12 protein-coding genes are annotated in these 10,702 nt (G+C 54.9%); all 12 read right to left on the bottom strand.

Translation table 11 applies throughout. The annotated features are described in order from the left end of the window. A partial coding sequence (gene tuf, locus HYU99_01420) for an elongation factor Tu (GenBank protein MBI2339015.1) occupies positions 1-1,082 on the bottom strand: 1,082 nt, incomplete at its 3' end. Positions 1,083-1,206: 124 nt separating this feature from the next. Next, on the bottom strand, positions 1,207-3,285 hold the full coding sequence (gene fusA, locus HYU99_01415) for an elongation factor G (GenBank protein MBI2339014.1): 2,079 nt from the start codon (positions 3,283-3,285) through the stop codon (positions 1,207-1,209). A gap of 80 nt (positions 3,286-3,365) precedes the next feature. Further along, positions 3,366-3,836: a 30S ribosomal protein S7 gene (gene rpsG, locus HYU99_01410; protein ID MBI2339013.1), complete on the bottom strand. Its 471-nt coding sequence runs from the start codon at positions 3,834-3,836 to the stop codon at positions 3,366-3,368. Between the two features lie 32 nt (positions 3,837-3,868). Continuing rightward, complete coding sequence (locus HYU99_01405) at positions 3,869-4,240, bottom strand: 30S ribosomal protein S12 (protein ID MBI2339012.1); 372 nt, start codon at positions 4,238-4,240, stop codon at positions 3,869-3,871. Between the two features lie 163 nt (positions 4,241-4,403). Next, positions 4,404-5,801: a replicative DNA helicase gene (gene dnaB / locus HYU99_01400; GenBank protein MBI2339011.1), complete on the bottom strand. Its 1,398-nt coding sequence runs from the start codon at positions 5,799-5,801 to the stop codon at positions 4,404-4,406. Positions 5,802-5,805: 4 nt separating this feature from the next. After that, on the bottom strand, positions 5,806-6,249 hold the full coding sequence (locus HYU99_01395; protein ID MBI2339010.1) for a 50S ribosomal protein L9: 444 nt from the start codon (positions 6,247-6,249) through the stop codon (positions 5,806-5,808). Between the two features lie 255 nt (positions 6,250-6,504). Beyond that, positions 6,505-6,723: a BrnA antitoxin family protein gene (locus tag HYU99_01390; protein ID MBI2339009.1), complete on the bottom strand. Its 219-nt coding sequence runs from the start codon at positions 6,721-6,723 to the stop codon at positions 6,505-6,507. A 363-nt stretch (positions 6,724-7,086) separates the two neighbouring features. Continuing rightward, positions 7,087-7,329 carry a YgiT-type zinc finger protein gene (locus HYU99_01385; protein MBI2339008.1) on the bottom strand — a complete coding sequence of 81 codons (243 nt, stop codon included), beginning with the start codon at positions 7,327-7,329 and terminating at the stop codon, positions 7,087-7,089. Further along, complete coding sequence (locus HYU99_01380; protein ID MBI2339007.1) at positions 7,326-7,634, bottom strand: DUF4258 domain-containing protein; 309 nt, start codon at positions 7,632-7,634, stop codon at positions 7,326-7,328. The genes HYU99_01385 and HYU99_01380 overlap by 4 nt, the downstream gene beginning before the upstream one ends. 231 nt (positions 7,635-7,865) lie before the next feature. Beyond that, complete coding sequence (locus HYU99_01375; protein ID MBI2339006.1) at positions 7,866-9,380, bottom strand: hypothetical protein; 1,515 nt, start codon at positions 9,378-9,380, stop codon at positions 7,866-7,868. Positions 9,381-9,483: 103 nt separating this feature from the next. Then, complete coding sequence (locus HYU99_01370; GenBank protein MBI2339005.1) at positions 9,484-10,542, bottom strand: DUF2232 domain-containing protein; 1,059 nt, start codon at positions 10,540-10,542, stop codon at positions 9,484-9,486. Next, positions 10,539-10,702 (bottom strand): 30S ribosomal protein S18 (gene rpsR / locus HYU99_01365; GenBank protein ID MBI2339004.1); only part of this gene is annotated, 164 nt, incomplete at its 5' end. The genes rpsR and HYU99_01370, both read right to left, overlap by 4 nt.

Here is a 10,702-nt window from a genome sequence, read left to right as displayed (position 1 = left end):
AACCGGAGTTCTTTCTCCATCGCAATCGGCGTGATCAACTCCACCTCCAAACCAATATTGTCCCCAGGCATCACCATCTCCACCTTCTCCGGAAGTTTGACGGTGCCCGTCACATCCGTCGTCCGAAAATAAAACTGCGGACGATAATTGTTGAAAAACGGAGTGTGCCGCCCCCCCTCCTCCTTCGTCAAAATGTATACCTCCCCCTTGAACTTCTTGTGCGGCGTGATGGAGGCCGGTTTTGCAAGAACCTGCCCCCGCTCCACGTCCGTCCTCTCGATGCCTCTCAAGAGGATCTCCACCCCTGTCACCACCGTCTTCCGCGTCTCCCTCAACCCCACAAACTCCACCTCATCCCCAACCTTCACAATCCCCCTCTCCACTCCCCCCGTCGCCCCCGCCCCACGCCCCGATATACTGAACACATCCTCCACGGGCATGAGGAAAGGCTTGTCAAGAGGACGTTCGGGAGTGGGAATATAACTGTCCACCGCCTCCATCAACTTCATGATGCTCCCCGCCCCCAACTCCCCCTTGTCCCCCTCCAACGCCATCCGCGCCGCTCCCCGGACAATCGGAATCTTGTCCCCCGGAAACTGATACTTCGAAAGAAGCTCTCTCACCTCCAGCTCAACCAACTCCAACAACTCCTTGTCGTCCACCATGTCCACCTTGTTCAAATAAACCACGATAAACGGCACCCCCACCTGACGCGCCAAAAGAATATGCTCGCGGGTCTGCGGCATCGGCCCATCCGCCGCCGATACAACCAATACCGCCCCGTCCATCTGCGCCGCCCCCGTGATCATGTTCTTCACGTAGTCCGCATGCCCCGGACAGTCCACATGCGCATAGTGTCTCTTCGGCGTCTGATATTCCACATGCGCCGTCGCAATGGTAATCCCTCTCGCCTTCTCCTCCGGCGCCTTGTCGATCTGATCGTACGCCACAAACGTCGCCCCACCCGTCGCCGACAGCACCTTCGTGATCGCCGCCGTCAACGTCGTCTTCCCGTGATCCACATGACCAATCGTCCCCACATTCACATGCGGCTTCGTCCGCGCAAATTTTTCCTTTGACATGATTTTTCTCCTTCCTTGATCAAGAGTTGATGAACCACTTCATTATCCTTGCCACCTCCGCTCCCACCTCGCTTTATCCTCCCTATTCGGTCGGCGCTCGGCGGGAACCCTCCTTTTTAATTTTTCATTTTCCTTGAGCCTTCGCCACAATCTCCTCGGCGATATTTTTTGGAACCTGCTCGTAATGGGCGAACTGCATCGTGTAGGTCGCCCTTCCCTGGGTGCGCGAGCGCAAATCGGTGGCGTAACCGAACATTGCCGCCAACGGCACCAGCGCCTTGATCACCTGCATCTTTCCGCGCGGGGTCATGTTGAGGATCTTGCCCCGGCGCGAATTCAGATCGCCGATCACATCCCCCATGAACTCCTCCGGCGTCACCACCTCGGTGTCCATCATCGGCTCCAGAAGAACCGCCCCAGCCGCCCGGCAGGCCTCCTTGAAGGCCATGGAGCCGGCGATCTTGAAGGCGATTTCGGACGAATCGACCTCGTGATAGCTTCCATCGAACAATTCCGCCTTCACGTCAACCAGCGGGTAACCGGCCAAAATCCCTCCCTCCAGCGCCTCTTTCACCCCCTTCTCGACCGCCGGAATATATTCGCGGGGAATGGAGCCGCCGACAATTTCGTTCACGAATTCAAACCCGGCCCCCGCCCCGTTCGGTTCCACCCTCAAGCAGACATGCCCGTACTGACCGCGCCCGCCGGTCTGCCGGATGTATTTTCCCTCTCTTTCCGCCTTCCTCGTGATGGTTTCGCGGTAGGCCACCTGCGGCTTGCCGACATTGGCCGCAACCGCAAATTCCCGGAGCAGGCGGTCGACGATGATTTCCAGATGCAGTTCCCCCATGCCGGAGATGATGGTCTGGCCGGTTTCTTCGTCCACCTTGACGCGGAAGGATGGGTCTTCCTGCGCCAGCTTTTGGAGGGAGAGGGAGAGTTTTTCCTGATCGGCCTTGGTTTTCGGTTCGATGGCAATGGAGATGACCGGATCGGGAAATTCCATCCGTTCGAGGATGATTTGTTTTTTTTCGTCGCACAGGGTGTCGCCGGTCATGGTGTATTTAAGCCCCACCGCGGCGGCGATGTCGCCGGCCTCCACCTCCTTGATATCCTCGCGCTTGTTGGCGTGCATTTTTAAGAGCCGCCCCATCCGCTCCTTTTTCCCCCGAACCGAGTTAAGGACATACGAGCCGGCTGACAGCTTTCCCGAATAGACCCGGAAATAGGTCAGCTGGCCGACAAAGGGGTCGCTCATGATTTTGAAGGCGAGGGCGGCAAAAGGTTCCGTGACAGAAGGTTTTCGGATTTCTTTTTCTTCGGCGTGATCGACAGGATGTCCGGTGACGGGAGGGAGATCGAGCGGGGAAGGGAGGAGATTGACCACGGCATCGAGGAGAGGCTGAACCCCCTTGTTTTTGAAGGCCGAACCGCAAAGGACCGGGATGACCTTCATGGCGATGGTGGCCTTGCGAAGGCCGGCCCAGATCTCGTCTGCCGTCATGGCCGTGCCGTGGAGATATTTGTCCAGGAGGACCTCGTCCTCTTCGGCGATCGCCTCGATCATTTTTTCGCGCCACGCCTCGGCCTTCTGCATGCATTCGGCGGGAAGCGGCTCGCGATGGAACTTGGCCCCGAGCGTTTCTTCGTCCCAGACAACGGCCTCCATGTCGATAAGATCGATGACCCCCTTGAAATTCTCCTCGGCCCCATAGGGGAGCTGGATGGGAACCGGCTTGTGGTTCAGCTTGTTGTGGATTTCCTCCACGCAATTTTCAAAATTGGAGCCGACGCGGTCCATTTTGTTGACAAAGGCGATGCGGGGAACGCCGTACCGGTCAGCCTGGCGCCACACCGTCTCGCTCTGCGGCTCAACCCCGCCGACGCCACAGAAAACCCCCACGGCGCCATCGAGGACGCGGAGCGAACGCTCCACCTCGATGGTGAAATCGACATGCCCCGGCGTGTCGATGATGTTGATTCGATGGTCCCTCCAGTCGCAGGTGGTGGCGGCGGAGGTGATGGTGATGCCGCGCTCCTGCTCCTGCGGCATCCAGTCCATGACGGCGGTGCCGTCGTGCACCTCGCCGATCTTGTAGACCCGGCCGGTGTAGTAAAGGATGCGCTCGGTCGCGGTCGTCTTGCCCGCATCGATGTGCGCCATGATGCCGATGTTTCGTAGTTTTTGTAAGGGAAACTGCATTTACAAGTGCCCGGGTGCCTGGGTGCCTGGGTGCCCGCGTAAACACGGGCACACGGGCACCTGGGTACTCAGGCACAGTCTTACCATCTATAATGCGCAAAGGCGCGGTTCGCCTCCGCCATCCGGTGCACATCCTCCCGCTTTTTGACCGCCCCCCCCTTGTTTTCTGAGGCATCCAGAATTTCGGCCGCCAGGCGTTCCTCCATGCTTTTTTCCCCCCGGTCCCGCGCATACCCGATCAGCCACTTCATGCCGAGCGAAACCTTCCTTTCGGCCCGCACCTCCACCGGCACCTGATAGTTGGCCCCTCCCACCCGCCGCGAGCGCACCTCCAAAAGCGGCTGTACATTCTGCAGGGCCTGCTTGAAAATTTTCAGGGGATCGTCGCTGGTTTTTTCCTTGATCCGGTCGAACGACCGGTAGAGGATTTTTTCCGCGATCCCCTTTCTCCCCTCCCACATCATTTTATTGACAAACTTGGCGACAAGCTTGTCCTTGAAGCAGGGATCGGGCAAAACTTTTCTTTTGGGCGCTTGCCCTTTTCGTGACATAATATTTGGGGCCCCGAAGGCCCTTTAATGACTTATTTTGGACGTTTCGCCCCGTACTTGCTTCGGCTCTGCCGGCGTTTTTCAACCCCCTGGGTATCAAGCAATCCGCGAATAATATGATAGCGGACCCCCGGCAGATCCTTCACCCGGCCGCCGCGGATCATCACCACCGAGTGCTCCTGCAGGTTGTGCCCCTCGCCGGGAATGTACGAGGTCACCTCGACGCCGTTGGTCAGCCGTACACGCGCCACCTTGCGGAGGGCCGAATTCGGCTTTTTGGGGGTGGTTGTATACACGCGGACGCAGACCCCCCGCTTCTGCGGCGACTGCATCAGCGCCGGCGAGGCTGTCTTGTGCATGACCGCCTCGCGTCCCAATCGAACCAGTTGATTAATTGTCGGCATAAACAACTCACACCGAAAATACACACCCCACACTAAAACCCCGCAACGGCTTTAAAAAAAAACAACCTATTATTCACAGGTTAGCTTATTTCCAACCGCGCAGAGTATGGAAAAAAACAGGCGGGGACCCTAACAAAACAAAAAATTCATGTCAAGAAACGAATCAAACCTCGTCCACGGGCGGACTATCCAGATCCGGCGCCGGTTCGTACGAGAGGTCTTCGAAGCGGGTAAAATTGCTTAAAAAGACCAGCCGCGAGACGCCGATGGGGCCGTTTCTCTGCTTACCCACGATGATCTCGGCAATCCCCTTGTCGGGCGAGTTGGGGTCGTAGACCTCGTCGCGGTAGATAAAGGCAATGACGTCGGCATCCTGTTCGATCGCCCCCGATTCGCGAAGATCGGAGAGTTGCGGCCTGCGGTTCTGGCGGTTTTCGACGGCGCGGTTCAACTGGGAGAGGGCCACCACCGGCACCTTGAGCTCCTTGGCCAGCGCCTTCAATGACCGGGAAATTTCCGAAATTTCCTGTTCGCGGCTGTTGACGTTCCCCGAGGAGCGCACCAGTTGAAGATAGTCAACCACGGCCAGATTCAGTCCCTTTTCCCTTTTGAGCCGCCGCAGTTTGGCCCGCATCTCCATCACCGAAATGGCCGGCGTGTCGTCGATGAAAAGATTGATCTCGGAGAGGTGTCCCGCCGCCTTTGTCAAATTCGGCCAGTCGCGCTCTTCGATCTGCCCCCTCCGCAGGCGGGCCGAATCGATGCGGGCCTGCGAACAGAGCATGCGCAGAACCAGTTGTTCCCGCGACATTTCCAGCGAAAAAAAGGCGACAACGGCCTTGCCGGAGATGGCGGCGTATTCGCCGATATTGAGGGCCAGCGCCGTCTTTCCCATCGACGGCCGCCCGGCGATGATGATCAGGTCGGAGGGTTGCAGGCCGCAGGTGATATGATCGAACTCCTTAAAACCCGTGGCCAGCCCCGTGATCTGCGTTTTGCTCTCAAAGAGCTGTTCAATTCTCTTGAAGCTGTCCTTCACCAGGTCTTTCACCGGCGTGAAACTCTGCCCCATCCTGTTTTCGGCCAGATCGAAGATCTTTTTTTCGGCAAAGTCGATCAGGGCATCCGGGTCTTCCCCTCTTTCATAGCTTTGAGTCGCAATTTCGGCCGACGCATCGATCAATCGGCGGACGAGCGCCTTTTCGCGGACGATTTTGGCATAGGAGGCGACGTTGGCGGAAGAGGGAATGGAATCGACCAGCCCCGAAAGATACGAGGCCCCGCCAATGAAGTCGAGAAGGCCCGTTGCCTGAAGATGGTTGGAAACGGTAACGCAATCGGTCGGCTCCCCCTTTTCAGAGAGGGCGATCATCGCCTCGAAGATTTTGCGGTGCCCCTCGCGGTAGAAGGCGTCGGGGCGCAAAATTTCCAGCACCCGATTGATCGCCTCGTGATCGATGAGAATGGCGCCGATGACCGCCCGTTCGGCCTCGATATTCTGGGGGGGAACTTTTGCCTTGAGCACTTCAGCTTGCGGACTGGCGGCGTTGCGGAAAGACATAATTTTACTTCTTGGCGACGACAATTTTAACCTGGGCAACCACATCCGGATGCAACTTTACCTCGACAACATGCTCTCCCAGAGTTTTAATGGGTGATTCGAGTTTGACGAGCTTTTTATCCGCCTCGAACCCGGCCCCTTTGAGCGCCGCGATGATCTCGTGAGAGGTGACCGAGCCGAAGAGTTTGTCGCCGGCGCCCGCGGAATGAGCGATGGTTACCGGATTTGCCTCCATCTTTTCCTTGACGGCCGTGGCATAAGCTTTTTCCTTGATCTTTTTGGCCTCGATGACCTTTTTCTGGTGCTCCACCTGGCGGATGCTTTTGGGGTTGGCCAACAGCGCCAAATTTCGGGGGCCGAGGAAGTTGCGGTAATAGCCGTTGGACACATCCACCACGTCGCCAACCAGACCCAGATGGGGAACGCTTTTTTGAAGGATGATTTGCATGACCACCACTCTCTACTACCGCCCCAAAAAAACTTCAACCCCCATTTATCGGTTTCTCAATAGGCAATACAGATCCCGATCGTTCCTCCGGCAGGGGTCACTTGCGGGATTTGTTTGACTCCGTTTTGGGAGCCGGTTGCGTGCGGTCGTGAAATATTATGTGCCTAATGGCTCCTTTTTATTCTTTACGGAGGGGGTCACCGAAGAAATTTTGAGGGTGTCGGGATCGACCACGCAGGCTTTTACGGTGGTGGATTAGCCTTTCTTAGCTTCCATGTATGTACGGAGAATGGCGTTAATTCGGGTTTGATAGCGAGGCCCGTGGGATTTCAGCCATTTTAAGATATCGGGATCGAGTCGAATGGTGATACTGGACTTAGGTTCGGGGAGCCGGATAATCGCATTCCTAAAAAAATTTGAGGCTCCTTTAAGTGTATTTACATTTTGTACATATGTCAATAGCGCACTACTCATGCCGTTTCTATAAGCAAATCGCGTGCCAAATTACCCACCACTGGAATTTCATAGAATCCTCATCTAACCATGATCGCCGTTCTCTACTACCACCCCAAAAAAACTTCACCCCCATTTATTGTACACCCCCATTTATTGCTACTTCCTCACTCTGACAAGTTTTTTTGAGCTGAAGGGTACGACCCGGGCAGGGTGTTCCAGTTTACCCTTAAGCAAAGTCGAAGGGCCCGCCCTGCCTGTCCAGAGCGAAATCGATGGAAGCGAAGTTGAAGGGGTCACTTGCGGGATTTGTTTGAGGGGATAGCCGGCCCTGGTGATGGCCGCCTTGTGGATATCGGCACGGTTGATGTTTAAGGCTGGGAATCAGGCGACCTTCGCAAGCGACCAGACCGGGATGGTAACCTTGCGCGTGGGTTTGGCGCCCTTGTAAAAAAGCCGCTCCATCTTTTCGGCAATTTTGCCGTCGAGCCAGATTTCATCGCACTCAAGACAAACATTCGCCGGCACCTCATCAAACAGGGCACGATGGCGTCCAATAATCTTTTCGTACTCCACTCTTCTGGGGAGCAGTTTTCCTCCGCAATTGGCGCATCTTTCTTTTTTCATTTCTTTTCCCTTCGTGTTTGTGGATCCAGCCACTTCTCAGGGTCCATCCAATGCACGGTAATAATATGGACCCAACTTTCAAGGCTTAACACAATATAGAGAGGAAATCCCCCCCGAATCCGCCCCATCATCAGACACGACGGAAAGGGCTTGTCGTGAGGATATTCTTCGATGACTTCTCCATGATATATGACTTCCTTGAGTTCTTCAAGCGTGATGGCCCGCTGGTCCATCCTCTGTTGGGCATGTAACGTCAGGCGGTATTTCCCCTCTCTGACAAGTTCGGCTATTTTTTCGCGGTCCATGCGTCGAGACGGATAACACCGAGACTGTCTTGTCACAATAAAAAATTAAAGACTCGATTTCCACACCCCATACACCTCTATAAGCGGATACGGATAGGGTGTTCCGGTTTACCCAGAGCAAACGAAGTGAGTCGAAGGGTTTAGTCCGGGATTTGTTTGAAGGAGAAAATCAAGCCTGAATATAATAAAGATCTGGCACCCCCTAGGGGCCCCTTAGAGGCTGGCGTAGTATTATTGCCGAGGCAGGGAGACACGGTCTTTGAGACCTGCTTCCTCAAGTCTTTTGGCGATATCTTTTAAAGTTCGGAAGCGGTCGCCGTAATTTTCGATTTTCTCCGCGGCGGCGATCGACTTTTCAAAAACAGGCACCGCCTTTTCTCTAAGATCCGCTTTGACCAATGTAGAAGCGATTCGAGTATAAGCGTAGGAGCGGAAAAGGGGACTTTCGATTTCCTCCGCGGCGGCGATCGACTTTTCAAAAACAGCCGCCGCCTTTTCTTGAAGACCAGCGCCAACCAATTTGGAGGCAATGAAGCGGAAAGCGCCGGAGCGGTCATCGTCACTTTTGATTTCCTCCGCGGCGGCGATCGACTTTTCAAAAACAGCCGCCGCCTTTTCTTGAAGACCAGCGTCGACCAATTTGGAGGCGATGATGCAGAGAGTCTCGGAGTGGTCCTTGTTATATTTGTTGATTTTCTCTGCGGCGGCGATCGACTTTTCAAAAACAGCCGCCGCTTTTTCTTGAAGATCAGCCTCGACCAATGCAGAAGCGATTTCTTGGAAAGCGAAGGAGCGGTAGCGGTTATCTTCGATTTTCTCCGCGGCGGCGATCGATTTTTCAAAAACAGGCGCCGCTTTTTTTTGAAGACCAGCGTCGACCAGTTTAGAGGCGATGAAGCGGAAATTCTTGGAGCGGTCCTTGTTATCTTTGATTTTCTCCGCGGCGGCGATCGATTTTTCAAAAACAGGCGCCGCCTTTTCTTGAAGACCAGCGTTGACCAATTGAGAGGCGATGTTACAGAGAATGTAGGAGCGGTCCCGATCATTTTCGGTCATCATGCCGGCCATTTTCCGTTCCAACTCCCCCAAGAGTCTTTCCTTCTCCGGCTCCGGCACCTCAAATCCGGCCAACTCCTCATATCCGGTGCCTGGTACAAATTGCGGCCCCGAAGAGGCGACACCGACTACGGCATAAGCATACCGCTCCTGCCAACTGATCCAGCCATCTTTGTTCCCATCGTTCCCATCGGGAATCGTTGCGGCCTTCTTCCAAAATTTGGGGGCCATCTCCTGACAACAAACGGCCTCGTTCTCACTCCCTGCCGCGATGAAAAGGGTTTTGGGATCATCCATAAAGACCTTATTCCACTTTCCGCTGAAATTTTGATCCATGACGACAGTCCGCTGACCATAAGGGATCCCGTCCAGAAGGGGGGTTATCGTTTGGGCATCACAGCCCCCTTGCAGGCAAAGGCGTGCCTCTTCCCCTTCTTGATCCCCATGGCCGGTGGTGTAGATGACCAGCTCGTCATCGACGCCGATTTTGGCCTTCAGTCCGGCAACGAGCGTTTGGATATTTTTCAAAGTCGGTGTGACATAATGATCGTGTGGGGCTTTGATCTCTTCGGGGCTTGCCACATAAGTTTCATAGCCTTCCGCTTCAAACTTGTTGGCAAGGCTTCGCTCGACATTCTGAAGATGCCTTGATTCCGTATCCCCGTTGATAATCAGAGCATATTTGGCCATAAATGGGTCCTACCGTACAGTTATCGACAGGACAACAAAAAAGTTGCCGTAAGCTCCGGCAAAAAGAATTTTTTGGGCGTATTTAGTCAATGAACACAACTGGTTACGTTTTTTTCTGACCCGGCGGGCGGGAGAGTTTCCGAAAATCGAACCAGGAATCGAAAAAACCAAGCCCCGTGACGAGAACCCCCACTATCTGAAACAGAACGACAATCAACCCGTAAAGCAGAAGGCGAACCAGCGATCCGACGTTTCTTTTCTCAAAAAACCACGAGACAATCGCCAGCCCCTGCAAAAAATAGGCAAAAATCAAAATAAAAAGTATATTGGCCGAGGCCGCCAAAAGCCAGGTCTGCCGGAAAAAAAAGCTGTTCAAAAGAAGGACCCCCACGCAAAAAATAACCGCCCAGACCCAGAAAAACTCAAGGGCCGTGGCATTGAGGCTCACCCGGCCGATGGAGCGGACAAAAGGGGAAAGGATTTTTTTGCCGACGGCCAGATTCAAAACGAGGATGAAGAGAACAGCGCAAAAGAGGATGGATGGCGAAAAGAGAAGCCAGATGCGGGCAAAGAGGGGGGCATTTTCCCTTAAAACAGCCAGGCGCGAGAGGGGGAGCCCCGCTTTTTCCTGAACCTGAATGAATTCATTGATCACCAGTTGGATATAGTCGGAGGCAAAACCGAAGGGCGAGATCCCCTGGATTGACGCATATCCCGCGTAGAGCAATAAACCCGCGGCGGAAAAGACAAGGGCGGCCCCGCCTAGAACGCGGGTGACATGAACCGGGCGCGACAGGATGTGCTGAACCACCCCCGCGACCCCGACAAAAAAAAGAAAATAGACAAGGCCGAACAGGGCCGCCGTCCGGGACGAAAGAAAGGGCCTGAAATTCATGCCGGGAATCGGAAGGAGCCACGACCAGGCGGGATGCGCCTGATAAAAACGGGCGAGGGGATCGAGTAAAACCGCGTAGACAAAAACAAGAATTGCAAAAATGGGAAGGACGACCCCCCAAAGGGCTCTCCTGCGGTCAACCAGCCAGTGATAGAGGGGGGGGAGTGGCGTCAAAAGGACAAAAAAACCGCTCAAATAGAGGGCGAGGGTGAGTAAAATTCCGATGGCTGGGCGGTATCTTTTGGGTGTCGGCGTTTCAGAATTCATGCCGCCGTCGCGTGCGCCGCAGTGTAGGGAAGCAGGGCCAGGATGCGCGCCCGTTTTACCGCCTCCACAACCCGCCGCTGGTGGTAGGCGCAATTCCCCGAAATCCGCTTGGGGGCCAGTTTCCCCCTTTCGGAAAGAAAACCCCCCAGCTGGCGCACCA

It is taken from the genome of Deltaproteobacteria bacterium (assembly GCA_016183175.1).
Taxonomy (GTDB): domain Bacteria; phylum UBA10199; class UBA10199; order UBA10199; family SBBF01; genus JACPFC01.
This window is presented reverse-complemented; position numbering and strand designations above follow the sequence as displayed.

Coding starts and splice junctions, on each gene's coding strand:
- HYU99_01405 (MBI2339012.1), bottom strand. CDS start 4,240: ATGCCGACAATTAATCAACTGGTTCGATTGGGACGCGAGGCGGTCATG.
- HYU99_01385 (MBI2339008.1), bottom strand. CDS start 7,329: ATGAAAAAAGAAAGATGCGCCAATTGCGGAGGAAAACTGCTCCCCAGA.
- HYU99_01395 (MBI2339010.1), bottom strand. CDS start 6,249: ATGCAAATCATCCTTCAAAAAAGCGTTCCCCATCTGGGTCTGGTTGGC.
- HYU99_01380 (MBI2339007.1), bottom strand. CDS start 7,634: ATGGACCGCGAAAAAATAGCCGAACTTGTCAGAGAGGGGAAATACCGC.
- rpsG (MBI2339013.1), bottom strand. CDS start 3,836: ATGTCACGAAAAGGGCAAGCGCCCAAAAGAAAAGTTTTGCCCGATCCC.
- dnaB (MBI2339011.1), bottom strand. CDS start 5,801: ATGTCTTTCCGCAACGCCGCCAGTCCGCAAGCTGAAGTGCTCAAGGCA.
- fusA (MBI2339014.1), bottom strand. CDS start 3,285: ATGCAGTTTCCCTTACAAAAACTACGAAACATCGGCATCATGGCGCAC.
- HYU99_01390 (MBI2339009.1), bottom strand. CDS start 6,723: ATGAGTAGTGCGCTATTGACATATGTACAAAATGTAAATACACTTAAA.
- HYU99_01375 (MBI2339006.1), bottom strand. CDS start 9,380: ATGGCCAAATATGCTCTGATTATCAACGGGGATACGGAATCAAGGCAT.
- HYU99_01370 (MBI2339005.1), bottom strand. CDS start 10,542: ATGAATTCTGAAACGCCGACACCCAAAAGATACCGCCCAGCCATCGGA.